Below are 20,988 nucleotides of genomic sequence, written 5' to 3' on the forward strand. Positions count from 1 at the left end.
CTGGGCAACCGCAAGAGGCGGTTGCCCAGGCAGTTCGAGAGGGGACAGCGCGTGACGGTCAACATGACCAAGGGTCAGGCCATCAGCCTGCAGAAGGACGACGGGGGCGCCCTGACCGCGGTGCGCATGGGACTCGGGTGGCAGGCGGCCCCGCGCCGTGGCCTGTTCGGCTCGCGGACCCGTGAGGTCGATCTGGACGCCTCGGCGGTGCTGTTCGCGGACAAGCAGCCGGTGGACGTCGTGTTCTTCCGCCACCTGGTCAGCGACGACGGCTCCGTGCGGCACACCGGCGACAACCTGGTGGGCGGTGTCGGCCAGGGCGGGGACGACGAGGCGATCCTCGTCGACCTCCAGCGGATCCCCGTCCACATCGACCAGATCGTCTTCACGGTGAACTCGTTCACCGGCCAGACCTTCCAGGAGGTGCAGAACGCGTTCTGCCGTCTGGTCGACGAGACCAACGGCCAGGAGCTCGCGCGCTACACCCTCGACGGCGGCGGCCAGTACACCGCGCAGATCATGGCGAAGGTCCACCGGGCGGGCGCGGGCTGGCAGATGACGGCCATCGGCAACCCGGCCAACGGCCGCACCTTCCAGGACCTGATGCCGTCGATCCTGCCGCACCTCTAAGCACCGCGAGCACTCCAAGCAGCACGAGCGCTGCAAGTAGGGCGAGCACTCCAAGCAGCACGAGCACGAAAAGCACCACAAGCACCACAAGCACCATCCGTACGTACGAGGGGGAACGAACGCGATGACGGCCGAGCTGGTGCGGGGGCAGAACCACCCGCTTCCCGGGACCCGCCTGGAGATCCGCGTGTCGGCAGGCCGGCCGGTCGTGGCGGGCGCCACGCTCGGCGACGACCGGGGCAGGGTCCCCGGCGTGGAGTGGGTGGCCCACCCCGGCTCGCCCACCCTCCCGGGCCTCGAGGTCTCCAAGCAGGCGGCCGCCGACCACCGCCTCGCCGTGGACCTCGGCGCCCTCCAGGACACCGTCCACCGGGTCAGCCTCCTGCTCGCGCTGCCCGTCGGCGTCGAGGGCCCGGCCAGTTTCCGGTCCCTCGCCGCCCCCTTCGTCGCGGTCACCGGACTCGACGGCACCGAGATCGCCAGCTACACCATCACCGATCTGGACGCCGAGTCCGCCGTCGTCGCCCTGGAGCTCTACCGCCGCCAGGGCGCCTGGAAGGTCCGTGCAGTCGGTCAGGGGTACGCGGGCGGCCTCGCCGAGATGCTCACCGACCAGGGGCTGCCCCAGGCCCGCGAGCTCGCCGCCGCGATCAACGACGCGGTGGCCCAGGGCCTGGCCCGCTCCGTGGCGCCGCCGCCCCGCCCCGCCGACGGCAGCAGGGTGCGCACCGCCTCCCAGGGGCAGGACGCCCACCGGACCTCGACGCCCGAGGGCCACCCCGCGCCCGCGCAGGCCCGCCCCGCGCGACAGCCGGGCGACGACACCCCGGTCGCCCCCGCCGACCAGCCGAGCGGCGGCCCCGTCAACTACTCCCACCCCGGACGCCAGACGACCGCGCCCCCGCCGCCCCCGCCCACCGTGCCCACGGCCCGGCCGGGAGAGCCCGCCCAGCCCGTCGCGGGCGACGCCACCGGCTGGTCCATGGAGGAGCGGCTCTACAACCAGGTGTGGGGCATGTTCGAGGACCTGGCCCGCACCACGGCGGCGTACCGCAGCGCCGTGGACTTCGCCGACTCCCGGATGGAGCAGGAGCTCGACAAGGTCCTCTCCGACCCGCGCAGCCGCATCGGCGGCGCGGGCGACGCCGCCCGCGAGACCGCCCGCGCCAAGCACGCCGACCTCGTCGGCCAGGCCAGGGCCGCCCTCGACCGCGACCTGGCCCAGCTCGCTGCCGAGGCCGACGTCGTCGAGCCCGCCCTGCCCCCGTCGTACGCATCGTGGAGCAGCCCCGCCTGGCACGCCTACCGCGCGCCGATGGAGATCCCCATGGCCCTGCGCCTCGGCGACCTCCACCTGCCCGAGCGCGTCGACCTGCGGATCCCGATGCTGGTCAGGCTGCCCCTTGAGCGAGGCCTGTGGATCGACAGCGGCAAGGCGCTCACCAACTCCTTCACGGACTCCGCCGAGCTGCGCAGGCTGGCCATGGACACCGCGGTCGCGCACGCGGCCCGGCTCCTCGCGGCCTATCCGGCGGGCGAGTTCCAGGTGCACGTCATCGACGCGGCGGGCTCGGCCGCGCCCGCGCTGGCGCCGCTCGTGACGGCCGGTGTGCTCGCCGGGCCCCCGGCCACCGGGGCGGCAGGCGTCGAGGAGGTCCTCGGCAGGCTCACCCAGCGCGTGGACCTGGTCCAGATGGCCGTCCGCGGCGGCGCCGCCGACGCGCTGCCCCCGGACCTGGACATCGCCGAGCAGCTCCTGATCGTCAACGACTTCCCGCACGGCTTCGACGACCGCGCCGTGACCCGGCTGCGTTACCTCGCGGACGAGGGCCCAGCCGTCGGCGTCCACCTCATGATGGTCGCCGACCGCGAGGACGCCGCGGAGTACGGGCCGCTGCTCGACCCCCTGTGGCGCGCCCTCCTGCGGCTGACGCCGGTGCCCGACGACCACCTCGCCGACCCCTGGGTCGGGCACACGTGGACGTACGACCCGCCGGTGTTCCCGCCGGGCAGCCAGATCCTGCGGCAGGTCCTCGGCCAGGTCGCCACGGCCCGGCGCAACGGCGGACGCTGACGTTAAAGCGACTTTCGCACCGCCCTGACCAGGGCTTTTGGCTCTTGTTTGCCGTCTCCTTTACCAATGCTTGGTATTTCGCGTACGCTTCTACCTGCGGAGGGGAGTACTCCCGGCTGCGACGTACCCGTCAATACGGACCGCCATCGGTCCCGGGGCGTCGGCCCGACTCATGGCGGCAACCGCCTCGGGTGGAAGAGACCTCCGGCAGCGACGACGCTGATCAGTAGCCGTACGACGCCGGAGGCGCAGTGGACGTTTCATTGACCCTGTGGGTGACGACCGTTCTCGGTCTGTGTGCCCTGATCGCGGTCGACTTCTTCATCGGGCGGAAGCCCCATGACGTGTCGATCAAGGAAGCCGGAATCTGGACGATCGTCTGGATCGTCCTCGCCGCACTCTTCGGCCTGGGCCTGCTGTTCGCGGGCGAGAGCCAGGCGTCCGGCGAGTTCTTCGCGGGCTTCATCACCGAGAAGTCCCTCTCCGTGGACAACCTCTTCGTCTTCATCCTGATCATGGCGAAGTTCTCGGTCCCGTCCCACCTGCAGCAGCGAGTGCTGCTGTTCGGCGTGCTGATCGCCCTGGTCCTGCGAGCGATCTTCATCGCCGCCGGCGCCGCGGTCATCGCCAACTTCTCGTGGGTCTTCTACATCTTCGGCGCGTTCCTGATCTACACCGCCTGGAAGCTCATCCAGGAGGCCCGTGCCGACGACGAGGAAGAGGACTGGGAGGAGAACCGCCTCCTGAAGTCCATCGAGAAGAAGTTCGGCGTCTCGGACCGGTACGAGGGCACGAAGCTGTTCATCAGGAAGAACGGCAAGAAGATCATGACGCCCCTCATGGTCGTCATGCTCGCCATCGGCACCACCGACGTGCTCTTCGCGATGGACTCCATCCCGGCGATCTTCGGCCTCACCCAGGACCCGTACATCGTCTTCACCGCCAACGCGTTCGCCCTGATGGGCCTGCGCCAGCTGTACTTCCTGATCGGCGGACTGCTCAGGAAGCTGGTCCACCTCAGCTACGGCCTGTCGGTGATCCTCGGCTTCATCGGTGTGAAGCTCGTGCTGCACGCCCTGCACGAGAACGGGGTGCACGTCCCCGAGATCTCCATCCCGGTCTCGCTCGGCGTCATCTGCGGCGTCCTGGTGATCACCACGATCACCAGCCTCATCGCCTCCAAGAAGCAGGAGCAGCAGGCGGCGGCCGAGACCGAGGGCGGCACCGACGACGCCCGCAAGGACAGCATCGAGGCCTGATCGAGGCCTGACGGCACCGCTCCCGCCCCCTCACGGGGGCGGGAGCCACCGAGTAGCGGCACCAGAGCGCCCGGGGCAGCATCGAGTCATGGTCACTCGGCTCCGGGCGCTCAGCATGCAGTGGACGGCCGTGGTGCCGGTCCTCGCGATCGTTCTCCTCGCCCTCACCTGGGGGCGGGACCTGCCCGGCGTGCTGGTCGCCGTGGTGACGCTGATCCTCGCGGGGGCGGTGCTCGCCGCCGTCCACCACGCCGAGGTGATCGCGCACCGCGTCGGCGAACCCTTCGGCTCACTCGTCCTCGCGGTCGCGGTGACGATCATCGAAGTGGCGCTGATCGTCACCCTCATGGCCGATGGCGGCGACAAGAGTTCCACCCTCGCGCGGGACACCGTCTTCGCCGCCGTGATGATCACCTGCAACGGCATCGTCGGCCTCTGCCTCCTGGTGGGCGCCCTCCGCCACCGCGTCGCCGTCTTCAACCCCGAGGGCACCGGCGCCGCCCTCGCCACCGTCGCGACACTGGCCACGCTCTGCCTGGTCCTGCCGACGTTCACCACCACCAAGCAGGGCCCCGAGTTCTCCACGGGCCAGCTGACCTTCGCCGCGATCGCCTCGATCGTCCTCTACGGCATCTTCGTGACCACCCAGACCGTGCGGCACCGCGACTACTTCCTGCCCCTCACCAAACAGGGCGAGGTCATCGACACCGACAGCCACGCCGAGGGCCCCTCCGCCAAAGAGGCGATGCTCAGCCTGGGGCTGCTCGGGCTCGCGCTGATCGGCGTGGTCGGCCTGGCCAAGGGCGTGTCCCCGACGATCGAGTCGGGTGTGGAGAGCGCGGGCATGCCGCACGCCGTCGTCGGCGTGATCATCGCGCTGCTCGTGCTGCTCCCGGAAACCATCGCGGCCATGCGCGCCGCCCGCCGCGACCGCGTGCAGACCAGCCTCAACCTCGCCCTCGGCTCGGCGATGGCCAGCATCGGGCTGACCATCCCGGCCGTCGCCATCGCGTCCGTGTGGCTGTCGGGACCGCTCGTGCTGGGGCTGAGCTCCACCCATATGGTCCTGCTCGCGCTCACCGTGATCGTCGGCACGCTCACGGTCGTGCCGGGACGCGCCACGCCGCTGCAGGGCGGGGTCCATCTGGTGCTGTTCGCGGCGTTCCTGGAGCTCGCGGTCACCCCGTAGCGGCGGCCGGATCGGGGACCGTGACCGGCCGGGTCTCCGGCAGCAGTGCGAAGCACCCGAGGCTCAGCAGCGCGATGCCCGTCAGATAGGCGGCCACGCCCCACGGCGTCCCGTCCCCCTGCGCCGCCGCCGTCGCCACGATCGGGGTGAGGGCGCCGCCGACCACCCCGCCGAGGTTGTAGCCGACCGCGGCGCCCGTGCAGCGCATCCGGGGCTCGTACAGCTCCGGCAGATACGCGCCGATCACCGCGAACATCGTGATGAACGCGAGCAGCGCCACCAGGAACCCGGTGAACATCAGCAGCGGCTCCCCGGTCGCGAGCAGCGCGATCATCGGGAACATCCACAGGGCCGTTGCGGCGCACCCGAGCAGACACAGCGGCCGCCGCCCGTAACGGTCGCCGAGCACCGCGACCACCGGCGTCAGGGCGCCCTTCACCACCACCGCCGCCATGATGCAGGCCAGCATGACCGTGCGGCTCACGCCGAGCCGCTCCACTCCGTACGAGAGCGACCAGGTCGTCACGGCGTAGAACACCGCGTACCCGACCGCGAGCGCGCCCGCCGTCAGGAGGACCAGCCGCCAGTGCCCGCGCACCACCTCGGCGAGCGGCACGCGCGCGTGCTCGCGCAGCTCCAGGAAGTCCGGGCTCTCGGCGAGCGAGCTGCGCAGCGCGAGGCCCGCCGCCACGAGCAGCCCCGCGACCCAGAACGGCACACGCCATCCCCAGGCCGCGAACTGCGCCTCGGTGAGCGTGGCGGACAGGGTCAGCATGATGCCGTTGGCCAGCAGGAACCCGACCGAGGGACCGATCTGCGGGAAGCTCGCCCACAGCCCGCGCCGCTCGGCAGGCGCATGCTCCGCCGTCAGCAGCACGGCACCGCCCCACTCGCCCCCGAGCCCCAGCCCCTGCAGGAAACGCAGCACGAGAAGCAACACGGGAGCGGCGATCCCGATCGATCCGTACGTCGGTACGCAGCCGACGGCGACCGTGGCGACCCCGGTGAGGAGCAGCGACGCGATGAGCACGGGCCGCCGCCCGTGCCGGTCACCGATGTGCCCGAAGAGGACGGATCCCAGCGGACGCGCGACGAAGCCCACTCCGAAGGTCGCGAAGGCGGCGAGGGTCCCGGCGAGCGGCGAGAACGTGGGGAAGAACAGCGGACCCAGGACCAGTGCCGCCGCCGTCCCGTAGATGAAGAAGTCGTAGAACTCGATGGCGGTCCCGGCGAGCGAGGCGGCCGCGAGCCGCGGCAGTGAGGGTGGCGCAGTTCGGTGCATGCCGCGTCAACTACCCAAAGTGACTACCGGTAACGCATGGCGACTGCCCCGTCAGGGTATCCGGATTGGGGTGCTCCCGCTCAAGGGAGGCGTGATAGACCTCCCCTATGACGCGCAGCCTCGCCACCGCCCCGATCATGATCCTGAACGGCCCGAACCTGAACCTCCTCGGTCGCCGCCAGCCCGAGATCTACGGCACGGACACCCTCGCCGACGTCGAGGCCCTGTGCGCCAAGGCGGCGGCCGCGCACGGCGGGACCGTGGATCTGCGACAGAGCAACCACGAGGGCGAGTTGGTCGACTGGATCCACGAGGCGCGCGAGCACCACGCGGGCATCGTCATCAACCCGGCGGCCTACTCCCACACGTCCGTCGCGATCCTGGACGCGCTCAACACCTGTGACGGGATGCCGGTGTTGGAGGTGCACATCTCCAACATCCACCAGCGCGAGGCGTTCCGGCACCACAGCTACGTTTCGCAGCGTGCCGACGGTGTCATCGCGGGATGCGGTGTGCAGGGGTACGCGTTCGCGGTGGAGCGGGTGGCGGCGCTGATCGCCGTCGGCCAGGCGTAACGCATACCCCTAGGTCACCGGTTCTGCCTCACCAGCCCCGCGCGCGCCAGTCGGCGAGCTGCGGCCGCTCGGCGCCGAGCGTCGTGTCGCCGCCGTGGCCGGGGTAGACCCACGTCTCGTCCGGCAGCGTCCCGAAGATCTTCGTCTCGACGTCGTCGATGAGGCTCGCGAAGGCCTTCGGGTCCTTCCACGTGTTGCCGACGCCGCCCGGGAAGAGGCAGTCGCCGGTGAACACGTGCGGGTGGCCGTGCGGGTCGTCGTAGACCAGCGCGATCGAACCCGGGGTGTGACCCACCAGGTGCCGCGCGGTCAGCGTGACGCGGCCGACCGTGACCGTGTCGCCGTCGTCCACCAGGACGTCCGTCGGGACGGGGATGCCGGTGGCGTCCTCGCGGCCCGCGTACGTCCGCGCCCGGGTGGCCCCGACGACGGCGGCCAGGGCCTGCCAGTGGTCGCCGTGCTGATGCGTGGTGACGACGGACGCGATGCCGTCGTCACCGATCAGCGTCAGCAGCGTCCCGGAGTCGTTCGCCGCGTCGATCAGCAGCTGCTCGCCGGTGGCCCGGCAGCGCAACAGGTAGGCGTTGTTGTCCATCGGCCCGACCGCGACCTTCGAAATCATCAGGTCCGGCAGCTCGTGCACATCCGCGGGCCCGCCGACCTTCACCGCTCCGCTGTACGTCATGTGCGTCAGCCTATAGCGGGGGCAGGGACGGCAGGAGGCCCCCTTCGGCCGTGAGCGCGGAGCCGTCGCGGCGGCCCGCCAGCCAGCCGAGCAGCTCGGGCGCGGTCCCGGAGACAGTGATCTCGGGGCGGCCCTCCCGGCCGGTGCTCCACGCGTGCGTGCCGTCCTTGAGCAGGACGGGCGCGAGATCGTGGTTCCCTGAGAAGCGTGCCGTCAGGAACGCGATCTCCCGCTGCGCGAATTCCTCGGGCAGATCCTCCAGGTCGTACCCGATGCCGAGGTCGACATGGTGCAGCTCCACCTCGCCCCAGCGCCGGAAGGGCACCCGCGACGCGGAGTCGGTGACGCCGTTGCGCAGCTCCACCGTGCGGGACCAGTCGGCGGGCCGCTCGCCCTCGGCCAGGAAGCGGGCCCCGCTCTCGCGCACGTCCTCCAGCTGTGCGTCCAGCGGCCGCGGCGCATCCCGGTCGATGTCCCCGTCGCGCGCCTGCGCGCTCTCGTACATCGGGCGTCCGGCGAGGACGTTCACCAGCGCGTCCGCGTTCCGCGCGATGTGGGCCAGGACGTGGCCGCGGCTCCAGCCGGGAAGCCGTGACGGCTCGGCAGTCGAATCGTTGTTCAGTTTTGCCGCTGCACTGAGCAGCCGGTCGGTCGCGTCACGTACAGACGCCAGGTCGCGCACATGATCAATCATGCGGTCGACGATAGCTGTGCGACACGTTCGGGTGAAGGGCTCCGAACCCGCCCTCAAATCGAATACACGTGCTATATGGTCGAGGACGGCATCGGGCATTCTTGAAGGTCCGGGTTTGTTGTGTACGTGGAACCAGGGAAGCAGCCCGGCGTTGTCAGTGGCTCGCCCTAGTCTGTGAACGACGGGGGTTCTGCCCCCTGTCTCTTCTCTCAAGAAAGGTGCGGACCGGCGTGGCCGACCGTCTCATCGTCCGTGGCGCGCGCGAGCACAATCTCAAGAACGTCTCGCTCGACCTCCCGCGTGACTCCCTCATCGTGTTCACCGGACTCTCCGGGTCGGGCAAGTCCTCGCTCGCGTTCGACACGATCTTCGCCGAGGGCCAGCGGCGGTACGTCGAGTCGCTGTCCTCGTACGCCCGACAGTTCCTGGGCCAGATGGACAAGCCCGACGTCGACTTCATCGAGGGCCTCTCGCCCGCGGTCTCCATCGACCAGAAGTCGACCTCGCGCAACCCGCGCTCGACGGTCGGCACCATCACCGAGGTATACGACTACCTGCGCCTGCTCTTCGCGCGCATCGGCAAGCCGCACTGTCCCGAGTGCGGCCGCCCGATCTCCCGGCAGTCGCCGCAGGCCATCGTCGACAAGGTCCTCGAACTGCCCGAGGGCAGCCGTTTCCAGGTCCTGTCGCCGCTGGTCCGCGAGCGCAAGGGCGAGTTCGTCGACCTCTTCGCCGACCTCCAGACGAAGGGGTACTCCCGCGCGCGGGTCGACGGCGAGACGATCCAGCTCTCCGAGCCGCCCACGCTCAAGAAGCAGGAGAAGCACACCATCGAGGTGGTCGTCGACCGCCTCACGGTGAAGGACTCCGCCAAGCGCCGCCTCACCGACTCCGTGGAGACCGCCCTCGGCCTCTCCGGCGGCATGGTCGTGCTCGACTTCGTCGACCTCCCCGAGGACGACCCCGAGCGCGAGCGGATGTACTCGGAGCACCTCTACTGCCCGTACGACGACCTGTCCTTCGAGGAGCTGGAGCCCCGCTCCTTCTCCTTCAACTCGCCCTTCGGCGCCTGCCCGGACTGCACCGGCATCGGCACGCGCATGGAGGTCGACCCCGAGCTGATCGTCCCGGACGAGGACAAGTCGCTCGACGAGGGCGCCATCCACCCCTGGTCGCACGGCCACACCAAGGAGTACTTCGGCCGGCTCGTCGGCGCCCTCGCCGACGCCCTCGGCTTCTCCACGGACATGCCCTGGGCCGGGCTCCCGCAGCGCGCCAAGAAGGCCCTCCTCAACGGCCACAAGACCCAGATCGAAGTCCGCTACCGCAATCGGTACGGGCGGGAGAGGGTCTACACCACCGCCTTCGAAGGTGCCGTGCCCTTCGTCAAGCGCCGCCACAGCGAAGCCGAGAGCGACGCGAGCCGCGAGCGCTTCGAGGGGTACATGCGCGAGGTGCCCTGCCCCACCTGTGAGGGCACCCGCCTCAAGCCGATCGTCCTGGCCGTCTCGGTCATGGGGAAGTCCATCGCCGAGGTCTCCGCGATGTCCATCAGCGACTGCGCGGACTTCCTCGCGGAGCTGAAGCTGGGCGCCCGCGACAAGAAGATCGCCGAGCGGGTCCTCAAGGAGGTCAACGAACGGCTGAGGTTCCTGGTCGACGTCGGCCTGGACTACCTCTCGCTGAACCGCGCCGCGGGCACCCTCTCCGGAGGCGAGGCCCAGCGCATCCGCCTGGCCACCCAGATCGGCTCCGGCCTGGTCGGCGTGCTGTACGTCCTGGACGAGCCGTCCATCGGCCTCCACCAGCGCGACAACCACCGCCTGATCGAGACCCTCGTCCGCCTGCGCGACATGGGCAACACGCTCATCGTCGTCGAGCACGACGAGGACACCATCAAGGTCGCCGACTGGGTCGTCGACATCGGCCCCGGCGCGGGCGAGCACGGCGGCAAGGTCGTGCACAGCGGCTCCATGAAGGAGCTGCTCGCCAACGACAAGTCGATCACCGGGCAGTATCTGTCGGGCAAGCGGGCCATCCCGATCCCTGACCTGCGCCGCCCGGCCGACCCGTCCCGGCAGCTCACGGTGCACGGCGCCCGCGAGAACAACCTCCAGGACATCGACGTCTCCTTCCCGCTCGGCGTCCTCACCGCGGTCACGGGCGTCTCGGGCTCCGGCAAGTCGACGCTCGTGAACGACATCCTGTACACGCACCTGGCCCGCGAGCTGAACGGCGCCCGGTCCGTCCCCGGCCGCCACACGCGCGTGGACGGCGACGAGCTGGTCGACAAGGTCGTGCACGTCGACCAGTCGCCCATCGGCCGCACCCCGCGGTCGAACCCGGCGACGTACACCGGAGTCTTCGACCACGTCCGCAAGCTCTTCGCGGAGACCACGGAGGCGAAGGTGCGGGGTTACCTCCCCGGGCGCTTCTCCTTCAACGTCAAGGGCGGTCGCTGCGAGAACTGCTCCGGCGACGGCACGATCAAGATCGAGATGAACTTCCTCCCGGATGTGTACGTGCCGTGCGAGGTCTGCCACGGCGCGCGCTACAACCGCGAGACGCTGGACGTGCACTACAAGGGCAAGTCCATCGCCGAGGTCCTCGACATGCCGATCGAGGAGGGGCTCGCCTTCTTCGAGGCCGTGCCCGCCATCGCCCGTCACCTGAAGACGCTCAACGACGTCGGCCTCGGGTACGTGCGCCTCGGTCAGTCGGCGCCCACGCTCTCCGGAGGCGAGGCCCAGCGCGTGAAGCTGGCCTCCGAGCTCCAGAAGCGGTCGACGGGCCGGACCGTGTACGTCCTCGACGAGCCGACCACCGGTCTGCACTTCGAGGACATCAGCAAGCTGATCACGGTCCTCTCCGGCCTGGTCGACAAGGGCAACACGGTCATCGTCATCGAGCACAACCTCGACGTGATCAAGACCGCGGACTGGGTCGTCGACATGGGCCCCGAGGGAGGCAACGGCGGCGGTTGGGTCGTCGCCGAAGGCACGCCCGAGGAGGTCGCGGGGGTACCGGCCAGCCACACCGGCAAGTTCCTGCGGGACATCATCTCGGCCGACCGGATCAGCGACGCGCTGCCCTCACAGGGGCGTGGCGCCGCCAAGAAGGCCACCGCGAAGAAGGCGGCCGCGAACAAGGCACCCGCCAAGAAGGCTCCCGCGAAGAAGGCCGCCGCCAAGAAGGTGGTGGCGGCGAGCGCCACGGCCACGAAGAAGACGGCCACCGCCAGGACGGGGACCGCCGCCAAGAAGACGGCGGTCACGGAGAAGCCGACCGCCACGAAGAAGGCTGCCGCCGCCAAGACGGCCGCCTCCAAGAAGGCCGTCGCGAAGAAGACGACGCGGGCCCGCAAGGCCTGACCGCCGCCGCGCACCGGGGACCCGACCGGGGTCCCCGGACGGAGCGCCCCGCCCCTCACCAGGGGCGGGGCGCTTCGCGCGTACGGGGGAGCGGGGGCCCGAACACACCTTGTCCGGCGCCCCGTTCCCGTGGTCGGCTTGCCCCATGCCCGTACGCAGCGAACGCGCAGGCCCCATCACCACCATCGTGCTGTCCCGCCCCACCGCGCGAAATGCCGTCGACGGGCCCACCGCCCGCGCCCTAGCCGACGCCTTCCGCGCCTTCGACGCAGACCCGGACGCCGCCGTCGCCGTGCTGTGGGGCGAGGGCGGTACCTTCTGCGCGGGCGCCGACCTCAAGGCCATCGGCACCCCGGACGGCAACAAAGTGACCGAGGACGGGGACGGCCCCATGGGCCCCACCCGGATGCGCCTGTCGAAGCCGGTGATCGCGGCGATCTCCGGCCACGCCGTCGCGGGCGGCCTCGAACTCGCACTCTGGTGCGATCTGCGCGTCGCCGACGAGGACGCCGTCCTCGGGGTGTTCTGCAGACGCTGGGGCGTACCGCTCATCGACGGCGGGACGGTGCGGCTGCCCCGGCTGATCGGCGAGGGCCGCGCCCTGGACCTGATCCTGACCGGCCGCCCCGTCGGCGCCGCGGAGGCGCTCGGCATGGGTCTGGTCAACCGGACTGTGCCCCCGGGCACCTCGCGCGCCGCGGCCGAGCGGCTCGCCGCCGAGATCGCCGCGTTCCCGCAGACCTGTATGCGGCGCGACCGGCTCTCCGTACTCGAACAGGGCGGCCGGTCCGAAGAGGAAGCGATGGCGGGTGAGCTGGCCCATGGCCTGCACTCCCTGGCCGAGGCGGCTCAGGGGGCGGCGCGCTTCGCCGCGGGGGTGGGGCGGCACGGGGCGTTCAACGGCCGCTGAGAGCCTGTGTCATAACCCCGGCCGGGTGCTCACCGCTTCGCGGCAGCCTCCGCAGGCTCCAGGAACTGCATGTCCAGCTGGATCTTCACGACCTCGCCGAGCAGCCCCGGGGCGAAGTCGAGCCCGAACTCGCTGCGGCGGATCTCGCCCGTCGCCTCGAACCCCGCGTGCCTGCGCTCCTGACCGGGGAAGATCTCGACGCCCCCGAACTCCACGGCCAGCGTCACCGGCCTGGTCACCTCGCCGATCGTCAGCGCGCCCTCCATGCTCCACTCCTCGTCCGCGCCCGCGATCCGAGCCGAACGGAACGCCATCGTGGGCCGCTTCTCGACGTCGAGCAGTTCCGAGGAGAGCACGTGCCCGTCCCGGTCCTTGTTGCCCGTGTCGATCGACGCGAGCGCGATGGTGGCCGTCACCGAGGAGTCCTCGGCCCGCTCACCCACCACCAGCTCGGCCTGCACATCGGTGAAACGGCCGCGCACCTTGGAGATGCCGAGGTGGCGGATGGAGAAGTTGACGGCGGAGTGGAAAGGCTCGATCTCCCAGACCCCGGCGGCCAGTGGCAGCGCGGGTGCGGAGGAGCGGGACGTGTCGGTGGATTCAAGAGTCATGAGCCCACCTTGCGGCGCTGCCCGGCCCGGAGGGAGGCCGAGCCGAGGCTGGTAGTGACAGGGCCACGATCCGGACCGGGACCGCTGATACGTTCGCACCGTGAGCGAGAACGAGTCGTGAGCGAGAACGAGCTGGGCGCCTTCCTGCGAGCGCGCAGGGAAGCCGTCACACCCACCGAGGTCGGACTGCCCAGCGGCCCCCGCCGCCGAACACCGGGCCTGCGCCGCTCCGAGGTCGCGACCCTCGCCGGAATCAGCGTCGAGTACCTCACCCGGCTGGAACAGGGCAGGGACCGCCACCCGTCCGCCCAGGTGCTCGGCGCGCTCGCCGACGCGCTGCACCTGAGGGTCGAGGAGCGCATCCACCTGCGCCGACTGGAGGAGGAGCGCGGCTCGGCCACCTGCTGCCCGTCGGCCGTCGCACCGGCCGAGTCGGTCCGGCCCACCGTGCGCGCCATCCTGGACAGCCTGGAGCCCACGCCCGCCGTCCTGCTCAACCGCCTCGCGGACGTGCTGGCCTGCACGACGGGCTACCGGCGGATCGCGGAACCCCTCGGCATCCTGGACGGCGAGCGTCCCAACCTCGCCCGGTACGCCTTCACCGACGAACGGGCCCGTGCCGCCTACCCCGAGTGGGACCGCCTCGCCGACGACCTGGTCGGGCACCTCAAGACCGAGTCCATGCTCGACGACTCCCATGTGCGGGGCTTCACCGACGAGCTGACCGTCGACGCGGGCGCGCCGTTCGCCGACCGCCTATCCGGTGCGCCCGTGCTGCCCCGCCGCAGTGGCGTCCAGCGCATCACCCACCCGGAGGCAGGCCCGCTCCGCCTTGAGTATGAGACGCTCGCGCTGCCCGACATCGACCCGCAGCGCCTGATCGTCTACATCCCGGCCGACGGAGCCACGTCGGCCGCCCTGGACCGGCTCACCGGCCGCAGACCCGGCGGCCTGCACGTCGTGAACGGCTGACGGGACTGACGGCACTGAAGGCACTGACGGCACGCCCGCCGGTCGGGGGAGGCAGCGGTCAGGCGAGTTCCGTCGCGTACGGAGGCTCCGCGCCCGCCCGGGAGCAGGTGAGCGCCGCCGCGCGCGCCGCGAACCGCAGGACGCCGGTCCAGCCCTCCGCGCCGAGACCGGCCAGCCCCCGGGGCGACAGCGCGTCCCGCGCGCAAAGGCCGTGCAACAGCGCCGCGTTGACGGTGTCGCCCGCGCCGATCGTGTCGACCACGTCGACCTTCTCGCCGGGCACGCGCAGCTCCGTACCGTCCCGCGTGTACAGCGAAAGACCGTCCCCGCCGTGCGTGACGACCACGGCCGCGGGCCCCGATGCCAGCCACTCGTGCGGGGTGCCGCCGAGCCAGTCGGCGTCCTCCTGCGACAGCTTGAGCAGCGACACCGACGGCAGCCAGCTCTTGAACCGGGCGCGGTAGGCGTCCGGGTCGGGGATCAGACCGGCGCGTACGTTCGGGTCGAGAGCCGTGAAGACGCCGTCCGCCGCCGCCCGCCGCATCAGCTCCTCGTACGCACTCGCGCCCGGCTCCAGGACGAGCGAGCAGGTGCCGAACGACATCGCCCGTACGCCGTCGGGGAGCCGGTCGGGCGCCTCGAAGAGCCGGTCGGCCGTGCCCTCGACATAGAAGGAGTACCCCGCCGAGCCGTCCGCGCCGATCGAGGCGACGGCGAGCGTCGTCGGTTCAGGACCGCGCCGCACGGGCGTCACGTCGACTCCGGCCGCCCGCAGCCCGTCCAGCAGCGCCTCGCCGAACGCGTCCCGGGAGACGCGTGAGCAGAAGGCGACGGGGGAGCCGAGCCTGCCGAGCGCCACGGCGGTGTTGTACGGGCCGCCGCCGAGGCGCGGCGCGAGCGCGGGCAGCCCCGCGTCACCGGCTCCGCCTTCGTGCGGCCCGCCGTCCGCTCCCTGCGGCACGAGGTCGATCAGGGCCTCTCCTGCGACGACAATCACGGGTCATTCCTCTCAGGCACCGTCCGGGTGGGCTCGCCGGGCTCAGGCTAGGCCGTGCGCGGCGCGGCGGGCGGAACCGGGCAGGACTCGGGCACGGTCGTGCCCGACCCGGTCGCGGCGCGGTGCACCGGTATGGTCTGATCCGTCACCGATGCCCTCCTGACCTGTGGAGACACCATGTCCGGCACGCCCCACGCCCGCCGCACCGTGCTGCGGGCCGCCGCTCTCGCCCCGGCCGTCGGACTCGGGCTCACCGCCTGCTCCTCCGGCGACGGGTCGAACCGGTCGGCGCCGACCGCGCCGGTGGACCTCGGGAAGGCCGACGACGTGAAGGTGGGCGCCTCGAAGCTGTACAAGGACAGCAACGTCGTGGTCAGCCGGATCTCCGACGACGAGTACAAGGCGTACAGCACGATCTGCACCCACGCGCGGTGCCCCATCCAGAATCTGGAGGGACACAAGCTGATCTGCCAGTGCCACGGCAGCCAGTTCGACGCCACCAACGGCAAGGTGCTGCACGAGCCGGCCGTCGAGCCGCTGCCCGAAGTGCCGGTGAAGGTGGCGAACGGCAAGATCGTCGCGGGTCCGGCGAAGAAGGCCTGAGCAGGCCGGGGCCTCACTCCGCGGGACTCACTCCCAGTCCCACGCGATCCCCAGGATCCCCGCCCGCACCTGCGGCTCGACCGTGTGCACCGAGCGGTGGTTGCCGCTCAGCGTCAGCTCCTGCCGCCCGCCGCGCGGGGCCGCCGCCGAGTGCTGTGTGAAGCGGTGGCAGCGTACGGGCAGGGCGGCCTCGTCGTAGCGGATCTGCAGCGCGTACTGGCCGCCCGCGTAGGTGAAGCCGCGCATGTACTCGGTGGCGGCCCCTGCCGTGCCGTCCTCGAAGCCGTAGCCGAACAGATGGGTGTCGCCCGCGCGCAGCCGGGCGTCGAAGAGCAGCTCGGCGACCAGCACCCCCGTCTTCTGGTGCCAGCGCACCCGTCCCGTGCGGCAGTTCTCCAGGGCGAGCACCCGGACGCGGTCCGGGGCGCACCCGGGGTCGCCGTGGTGGATGGCCACATAGCGGTCCACGCCGTCCCGGTGGGCGCGCACGATGTGCTGCGACTCGCGGCCGAGCAGCTCGCGTTCCGCGCCGATCCGCACCCGCTCGTGGTGGCCGATGGTGTGCAGTCCGCCGTCGACCGGCGAGCCGAGGTCGGTCAGGAGGGACCGCAGCACGTCGGAGGCCTCCACCAGGGAGCGGTACGAGCGGGCGGCCGGCCGGGCCCGGTCCGCGCGGTCCGCAGGCCGTACGAGCAGCCGGATGAGTGATTCCTCCGGGAGCTGGAGGATCTCCTCCAGGGCGCGTACGGCGCGCAGGGACTCGGCGCGTTGGGGGCGGCGGGCGCCCTGCTGCCAGTAACTGAGGCTCGTCACCCCGACATTGACGCCGTGCCGCACCAGATGGTGGCGTATGCGCTGCAGGGGCAGGCGCCGCGCGGCGATGGCGGTGCGCAGCGCGAGGTGGAAGGGGCCGGTGCGCAGGGCGGCCTCCAGGTCCGCGGGCGCATCGGGCTCGGGTTCCGCCGCGAGTGGTGTGCCGTGCCGCAAAGCGGGCTCCTTCTGTGAACGTTCACATCTGCGTTCCGGCGTTCGCGCCGGTGGGGGCGGGCTGCCAGGTGGACGCGCGGCTCGCGTTCACATCCGTACGCCGCCGTTCACGCCTCAAGTAATCCCGCATTGAAGCGTGTTGACCTGCACCCGACAACACTTGATGCTCAATCGCAGCGTCCGGACGCGCTCCTCCACACCCCACCCCGCACGGGAGGAACGCGATGCGCCCACCACACAGCAGGAGCGGCAGCGTCGGCAGGCGGAGACGCCTCTCCGCGCTCGCCGTCGTCACGGCGGCCCTGTTCGCCGCGCCCGTGGCCACGGCCACGGCGGCCCCGCTCGACCCCGTCCCCGCCCTGTCGGCCGCGCCCGAGGCCCGCACGGCGACCGCCACCACCGCCCATGCCACTACGGCCACCACGGCCAAGAACGCCGCCGACCCGTCCGTCCTCGCAGCCAAGCGGCTGAACATCACCATGCAGGCCCAGCAGAAGACCAACTGGTGCTGGGCCGCGGCCGGAAACACCATCGCGACCTTCCTGGGCCGCAACTACAGCCAGAACCAGTTCTGCAACGCCGCCTTCGGGCGCAACCAGAACACCGAGTGCCCCAACAACCAGGCCACCCTCGGCAATGTGCAGAACGGTCTGCGCTGGGCGGGCATCAACTCCGGCTCGTACGTCACCGGCTGGCTGCGCTATCCGACCGTGAAGGCCGAGATCGACGCGGGCCGCCCGGTCGAGACCCGCATCCAATGGTCCAACGGCGGCGGCCACATGCACGTCCTCTACGGCTACGACGACGCGAGCAGCTGGGTCTACTGGGGCGATCCCTGGCCCTCCAACGACCGCTACAACTGGGCCTCGCACGACTGGTACATCGACAACAACACCTTCTCCTGGACCCACTCGCTCTACCGGATCGGGGCGTGAGAGCGATGACCCGTCACCTTCCCCGCCAGCTCTCCGGCCACCTCCCCGGCCACCTGGTCAGGGCCGCCCTCGCGGGCACCGCCGCCACCCTGCTCCTCGGCCTGGCCGCCCCGGCGGCCTCCGCCGACTCCCGCCCCGCCGCACCCTCGGCGGCCTCCCGGGACGCCGCGCACCGGGCGGCGGGGGCGCCGAAGACCCTCGACACGCTCTCCCGCTTCTTCGCCAGGGAGGGAGCGGTCACCAAGGCCGCGGCCGACCCGCGCGTCGAGGGCAAGGCCGTGCCCGTCTACTACCTCTCCGCGGACTTCGTCGCGGGCAAGAAGGGCGCACCCATCGCCAGCCTGGAGTTCCTCGCCAGCAAGGCGGTCTCCTCAGACGGCCAGGAGGCCTCCCTCTGGACCGTCGAGCGGGGCGGTTCCTGGCAGGTCGTGAACATCGCCACCGGGGACGACGAGACCCACTACGCGCGCGTGGGTGCCAAGAAGCTGCCCGGAGGCACCGTCTTCCACGAGCCGCAGATCAACGCCTGGTACGTCAGGGACGGCGGGGACGATGCCCACGCGCGCGTGCTGCCCCTCGACAAGGACGCGATACGTGCCGTGGGCGCCGAGGGAACCTCGGTCGCCGCCTACCGCGAGCGCGTGCGGAAGGCGTACGCCGACAAGCTGCCGGGCTCCGCGTACGCGAAGTCGGGCAAGGCGGGCGGCTACGACGAACCGGAGACGGGTCCCGCGTCGTCCGCCGAGGGCCCGGTCACGGTCGCCTCGTCGCTGGCGGGCGCGGGGGCGCTGGTCGCCCTCGGCCTCTCCGGGGCGGCGCTCGTCCGGCGCCGCGGCGCCCGGCAGCGGGGCTGACCCGGGGGAGCGGCGGCCGGGACGCCGGTCGCCGCTCCGCAGACCTTCCTGGCTGGGTCTCTCGTCGGCCCTCAGTTCAGCGCACTGCCAGCACGCCACTGCTTCCAGCCGACGTTCCAGCCGCCGTAGCCGTTGCCCGCCGCCACGGTCTCCTTGGAGCCGACGACCCGCACGATGTCGCCGGGGATGACCTCTTCGTAGAAGCGCCTTGCGGTCCCGTCGGTGGCCAGGCCTATGCAGCCGTGCGTCACGTTGCTCTCGCCCGCGGTGGCGTTCGCGTTCGGGTTCTCGTGCAGGTAGGTACCCGAAGCCGTCAGGTGCACCGCGTAGTTGTAGTAGTCCTTGTACGCCTTTCCGTAGCCCACGGTCCGGGAATCCATGAGCACGCGGGACTGCTTGTCCAGGACGACCATGGTGCCGTTCCAGGTGTCCATGCCGGGGGCGCCCGCCGTCACCTTCACCTCGCGCGGCCTGCCGTCCTTCACCACCGTCATCGTGTGGGTCCGCACGTCGACGGTGGCAACGAGGGAACGGCCCACCTCAAAGGTCCGGGTGGTCCCGGACCCCGCCCGGACGGTGACCTCCGTACCGGGCTTCCACCGTTCGCGCGGCCGGTAGTCGACGCGCTGGCCCTCGGGCAGGTTGCGGTCCTGCACCCAGCTCCACGAGCCCGTCACACCGGGGTCGGTCTCCACCTTCAGGCGCCGCTCGACCGCGGCCCGTTCCGCCACCGGCACCGGACGGGCGAAGGTGAGCGATATCGGCATGCCGACGCCGACGGTCTGTCCGTTGGAGACGTTGATCCGCACGCCCTTGAGTGCGGCGGGATCAGGGGCGGGCCTCGCCGTGGGCCGCTCCGGCTTCTGCCGCGCGGACGACGCGCGGTCCGCCGCGGTCGCCGCGTCCTTCGGGTCGGATCCCCGGCCCTGGTCGGCCCCGCCCTGCGCGGTGCACCCCGCGAGCGCGAGCGAACAGAGCGCCGCGGCTCCCCACGCGCGCGTGGCGCGCCTGGCCGTCGTCATTCCTGTGGTCATCGGTCCCCCTGGGCTGTGTTTCGATATACGCGACCTGTACGCACGGGGGAGGCGGCGGGTTGCACACCAGGTGCGGGAATTTTCAGATCACGTGATCCGGTGGGCCGGACGGGGGCGCGGGGCATGACGGAGGACGAGTTCGATGCGTTCTACGCATCCGCCTTCCCGCGTCTGGTCGGCCAGTTGTACGCGCTCATCGGTGATCACGGCGAAGCGCAGGACGTCGTCCAGGAGGCGTTCGTACGGGCCTGGGACCGCCGTCAGAGCTTCCTCGCCGACGAGGCCCCCGAGGCCTGGATACGTACCGTCGCCCTGCGCCTCGCGGTGAGCCGCTGGCGCCGGGCCCGGCGCTGGCTGGACCTCGTGCGCAAGAACCCGCCCGCCGACCGCGTCGCGGGACCGGGACCCGAACACACCGCCCTGGTGCAGGCGCTGCGCACCCTCCCGGAGGCGCAGCGCACCGCCGTCGTGCTGCACCACCTGTGCGACCTGAGTGTGGAGCAGGTAGCCTCCGAGACCGGCTCGCCCGTCGGGACGGTCAAGGCCCGCCTCTCGCGCGGCCGGGCGGCGCTCGCCGCGCAGTTGTCCGCCGAGCGGGACGGACCGGGCTCCGGCGGCGGCGCAGGCGACGACGACGGCGACGGGCAGAGCGCGAAGGAGAGTGGCCGTGTCCGATGACCTGACCTCCGCGCTCCGTGACCTGGCGGCCGACCACCGGACGCCGCCTCCCGTGCCCGGCGCCGAGATCCGCCGCCGTGCCACGGCGCGCGGACGCCGCCGCCGTGCCGCCGCCGCGGGCGCGACCCTCGTCACGGCGGCCGTGGCCGTGACCGTCGCGGCCGGGCTCCTGACCACCGGCTCCGGCTCCGACGATGAACGCCCGCACCGGAAACCGGCGCCCGTCGCCACCGAGAGCACCCGCCGCCCCGCCGCCACGGTCGACCTGTCCCGGCACCGGATGACGCTCGACGGCCGGGAGCTGCCCGTCTCCGCGGGCACCGCCGCGCACCCCACCCCCACCGGCCGGATGACGGTCGTCGCCACCTACCCCCAGAAGCGCATGCCCGCGGAGGAGTTCGGCCCCGGCGAGTACGACATGACGCTGCCCTGGGTCGTCGAGCTGCGCACCCCCGACGGCGGCACCAACTACGTCGTCGCGCTGACCTACAACGAGAAGGCGCCGGGGACCATGGACGTCACCAAGGGCTGGATCGGCCTGCGCCCCGACGACGCCCGCACGCTCCACGGGCGTCTCGAACCCGGCGACGTGATCACCGTCCGCGCCGGTCGCCCCGCTCGCTGACCCGTACTGTCAGCGGCCGCCAG

20 protein-coding genes are annotated in these 20,988 nt (G+C 71.6%); 13 read left to right on the top strand and 7 right to left on the bottom strand.

What is annotated here, in order from left to right:
- The first annotated feature begins 51 nt into the window (after window positions 1-51).
- From ABZV77_RS31460 to ABZV77_RS31475, 4 genes are all read left to right on the top strand, one after another.
- Window positions 52-630 carry a TerD family protein gene (locus tag ABZV77_RS31460; RefSeq protein WP_356264109.1) on the top strand — a complete coding sequence of 193 codons (579 nt, stop codon included), beginning with the start codon at window positions 52-54 and terminating at the stop codon, window positions 628-630.
- 124 nt (window positions 631-754) lie between these two features.
- Window positions 755-2,704: a TerD family protein gene (locus ABZV77_RS31465; protein WP_356264112.1), complete on the top strand. Its 1,950-nt coding sequence runs from the start codon at window positions 755-757 to the stop codon at window positions 2,702-2,704.
- Between the two features lie 251 nt (window positions 2,705-2,955).
- Window positions 2,956-3,963, top strand: a complete 1,008-nt coding sequence (locus ABZV77_RS31470; protein ID WP_356264115.1) for a TerC family protein — start codon at window positions 2,956-2,958, stop codon at window positions 3,961-3,963.
- 88 nt (window positions 3,964-4,051) lie between these two features.
- Entirely contained in the window at window positions 4,052-5,152 is a 1,101-nt protein-coding gene (locus ABZV77_RS31475) for an ionic transporter y4hA (RefSeq protein ID WP_356264117.1), read from the top strand.
- Here the strand turns inward: ABZV77_RS31475 and ABZV77_RS31480 are convergent.
- Window positions 5,142-6,434 (bottom strand): MFS transporter, encoded by a 1,293-nt coding sequence (locus ABZV77_RS31480; protein ID WP_356264120.1) that lies wholly within the window; start codon window positions 6,432-6,434, stop codon window positions 5,142-5,144. The genes ABZV77_RS31475 and ABZV77_RS31480 overlap by 11 nt on opposite strands.
- A 107-nt stretch (window positions 6,435-6,541) precedes the next feature.
- On the opposite strand from ABZV77_RS31480, the gene aroQ reads away from it, so the two are divergent.
- Window positions 6,542-7,009 (top strand): type II 3-dehydroquinate dehydratase, encoded by a 468-nt coding sequence (gene aroQ, locus ABZV77_RS31485; RefSeq protein ID WP_356264123.1) that lies wholly within the window; start codon window positions 6,542-6,544, stop codon window positions 7,007-7,009.
- 28 nt (window positions 7,010-7,037) lie between these two features.
- Here aroQ and ABZV77_RS31490 read toward each other — a convergent pair whose 3' ends face one another.
- Together ABZV77_RS31490 and ABZV77_RS31495 are read right to left on the bottom strand one after the other, a co-directional pair.
- Window positions 7,038-7,694 carry an MBL fold metallo-hydrolase gene (locus tag ABZV77_RS31490; protein WP_356264126.1) on the bottom strand — a complete coding sequence of 219 codons (657 nt, stop codon included), beginning with the start codon at window positions 7,692-7,694 and terminating at the stop codon, window positions 7,038-7,040.
- A gap of 10 nt (window positions 7,695-7,704) precedes the next feature.
- Complete coding sequence (locus ABZV77_RS31495; RefSeq protein ID WP_356264129.1) at window positions 7,705-8,388, bottom strand: maleylpyruvate isomerase family mycothiol-dependent enzyme; 684 nt, start codon at window positions 8,386-8,388, stop codon at window positions 7,705-7,707.
- A 230-nt stretch (window positions 8,389-8,618) separates the two neighbouring features.
- Between ABZV77_RS31495 and uvrA the strand changes: the two genes are divergently transcribed.
- Both uvrA and ABZV77_RS31505 read left to right on the top strand, forming a co-directional pair.
- Complete coding sequence (uvrA, locus tag ABZV77_RS31500; RefSeq protein ID WP_356264132.1) at window positions 8,619-11,759, top strand: excinuclease ABC subunit UvrA; 3,141 nt, start codon at window positions 8,619-8,621, stop codon at window positions 11,757-11,759.
- Between the two features lie 145 nt (window positions 11,760-11,904).
- Complete coding sequence (locus tag ABZV77_RS31505) at window positions 11,905-12,669, top strand: crotonase/enoyl-CoA hydratase family protein (RefSeq protein WP_356264135.1); 765 nt, start codon at window positions 11,905-11,907, stop codon at window positions 12,667-12,669.
- Between the two features lie 29 nt (window positions 12,670-12,698).
- Here ABZV77_RS31505 and ABZV77_RS31510 read toward each other — a convergent pair whose 3' ends face one another.
- Window positions 12,699-13,280, bottom strand: coding sequence for a YceI family protein (locus ABZV77_RS31510; protein ID WP_356264138.1), 582 nt, complete (start codon window positions 13,278-13,280; stop codon window positions 12,699-12,701).
- 117 nt (window positions 13,281-13,397) lie between these two features.
- On the opposite strand from ABZV77_RS31510, the gene ABZV77_RS31515 reads away from it, so the two are divergent.
- On the top strand, window positions 13,398-14,252 hold the full coding sequence (locus ABZV77_RS31515; protein WP_356264140.1) for a helix-turn-helix transcriptional regulator: 855 nt from the start codon (window positions 13,398-13,400) through the stop codon (window positions 14,250-14,252).
- Window positions 14,253-14,310: 58 nt separating this feature from the next.
- On the opposite strand, the gene ABZV77_RS31520 is transcribed toward ABZV77_RS31515, so the two are convergent.
- Window positions 14,311-15,249, bottom strand: coding sequence for a carbohydrate kinase (locus ABZV77_RS31520; RefSeq protein ID WP_356264142.1), 939 nt, complete (start codon window positions 15,247-15,249; stop codon window positions 14,311-14,313).
- 177 nt (window positions 15,250-15,426) lie between these two features.
- On the opposite strand from ABZV77_RS31520, the gene ABZV77_RS31525 reads away from it, so the two are divergent.
- On the top strand, window positions 15,427-15,852 hold the full coding sequence (locus ABZV77_RS31525; RefSeq protein WP_356264145.1) for a Rieske (2Fe-2S) protein: 426 nt from the start codon (window positions 15,427-15,429) through the stop codon (window positions 15,850-15,852).
- Between the two features lie 27 nt (window positions 15,853-15,879).
- Here the strand turns inward: ABZV77_RS31525 and ABZV77_RS31530 are convergent, their stop codons facing one another.
- Window positions 15,880-16,839 (bottom strand): hypothetical protein, encoded by a 960-nt coding sequence (locus ABZV77_RS31530; RefSeq protein WP_356264148.1) that lies wholly within the window; start codon window positions 16,837-16,839, stop codon window positions 15,880-15,882.
- A gap of 224 nt (window positions 16,840-17,063) precedes the next feature.
- On the opposite strand from ABZV77_RS31530, the gene ABZV77_RS31535 reads away from it, so the two are divergent.
- Together ABZV77_RS31535 and ABZV77_RS31540 are read left to right on the top strand one after the other, a co-directional pair.
- A complete protein-coding gene (locus ABZV77_RS31535) occupies window positions 17,064-17,774 on the top strand; it encodes a papain-like cysteine protease family protein (RefSeq protein ID WP_356264151.1) in 711 nt (236 codons plus the stop codon).
- A 5-nt stretch (window positions 17,775-17,779) separates the two neighbouring features.
- Window positions 17,780-18,628, top strand: coding sequence for a hypothetical protein (locus tag ABZV77_RS31540; RefSeq protein WP_356264153.1), 849 nt, complete (start codon window positions 17,780-17,782; stop codon window positions 18,626-18,628).
- Between the two features lie 71 nt (window positions 18,629-18,699).
- On the opposite strand, the gene ABZV77_RS31545 is transcribed toward ABZV77_RS31540, so the two are convergent.
- Complete coding sequence (locus ABZV77_RS31545) at window positions 18,700-19,662, bottom strand: L,D-transpeptidase (RefSeq protein ID WP_356264156.1); 963 nt, start codon at window positions 19,660-19,662, stop codon at window positions 18,700-18,702.
- Between the two features lie 123 nt (window positions 19,663-19,785).
- On the opposite strand from ABZV77_RS31545, the gene ABZV77_RS31550 reads away from it, so the two are divergent.
- Together ABZV77_RS31550 and ABZV77_RS31555 are read left to right on the top strand one after the other, a co-directional pair.
- Complete coding sequence (locus ABZV77_RS31550) at window positions 19,786-20,340, top strand: SigE family RNA polymerase sigma factor (RefSeq protein WP_356264159.1); 555 nt, start codon at window positions 19,786-19,788, stop codon at window positions 20,338-20,340.
- Entirely contained in the window at window positions 20,330-20,965 is a 636-nt protein-coding gene (locus ABZV77_RS31555; RefSeq protein ID WP_356264161.1) for a L,D-transpeptidase, read from the top strand. The genes ABZV77_RS31550 and ABZV77_RS31555 overlap by 11 nt, the downstream gene beginning before the upstream one ends.
- Window positions 20,966-20,988 lie beyond the last annotated feature (23 nt).

Source organism: Streptomyces sp. NPDC004732 (genome assembly GCF_040609235.1).
In the GTDB taxonomy this organism is placed as follows: domain Bacteria; phylum Actinomycetota; class Actinomycetes; order Streptomycetales; family Streptomycetaceae; genus Streptomyces.

What these genes read in the sequence shown, in the direction of transcription:
- ABZV77_RS31465 (WP_356264112.1), top strand. Translation starts at nt 755, where the DNA reads ATGACGGCCGAGCTGGTGCGGGGGCAGAACCACCCGCTTCCCGGGACC.
- ABZV77_RS31475 (WP_356264117.1), top strand. Translation starts at nt 4,052, where the DNA reads ATGGTCACTCGGCTCCGGGCGCTCAGCATGCAGTGGACGGCCGTGGTG.
- ABZV77_RS31480 (WP_356264120.1), bottom strand. Translation starts at nt 6,434, where the DNA reads ATGCACCGAACTGCGCCACCCTCACTGCCGCGGCTCGCGGCCGCCTCG.
- aroQ (WP_356264123.1), top strand. Translation starts at nt 6,542, where the DNA reads ATGACGCGCAGCCTCGCCACCGCCCCGATCATGATCCTGAACGGCCCG.
- ABZV77_RS31490 (WP_356264126.1), bottom strand. Translation starts at nt 7,694, where the DNA reads ATGACGTACAGCGGAGCGGTGAAGGTCGGCGGGCCCGCGGATGTGCAC.
- ABZV77_RS31495 (WP_356264129.1), bottom strand. Translation starts at nt 8,388, where the DNA reads ATGATTGATCATGTGCGCGACCTGGCGTCTGTACGTGACGCGACCGAC.
- ABZV77_RS31505 (WP_356264135.1), top strand. Translation starts at nt 11,905, where the DNA reads ATGCCCGTACGCAGCGAACGCGCAGGCCCCATCACCACCATCGTGCTG.
- ABZV77_RS31510 (WP_356264138.1), bottom strand. Translation starts at nt 13,280, where the DNA reads ATGACTCTTGAATCCACCGACACGTCCCGCTCCTCCGCACCCGCGCTG.
- ABZV77_RS31525 (WP_356264145.1), top strand. Translation starts at nt 15,427, where the DNA reads ATGTCCGGCACGCCCCACGCCCGCCGCACCGTGCTGCGGGCCGCCGCT.
- ABZV77_RS31535 (WP_356264151.1), top strand. Translation starts at nt 17,064, where the DNA reads ATGCGCCCACCACACAGCAGGAGCGGCAGCGTCGGCAGGCGGAGACGC.
- ABZV77_RS31540 (WP_356264153.1), top strand. Translation starts at nt 17,780, where the DNA reads ATGACCCGTCACCTTCCCCGCCAGCTCTCCGGCCACCTCCCCGGCCAC.
- ABZV77_RS31545 (WP_356264156.1), bottom strand. Translation starts at nt 19,662, where the DNA reads ATGACCACAGGAATGACGACGGCCAGGCGCGCCACGCGCGCGTGGGGA.
- ABZV77_RS31550 (WP_356264159.1), top strand. Translation starts at nt 19,786, where the DNA reads ATGACGGAGGACGAGTTCGATGCGTTCTACGCATCCGCCTTCCCGCGT.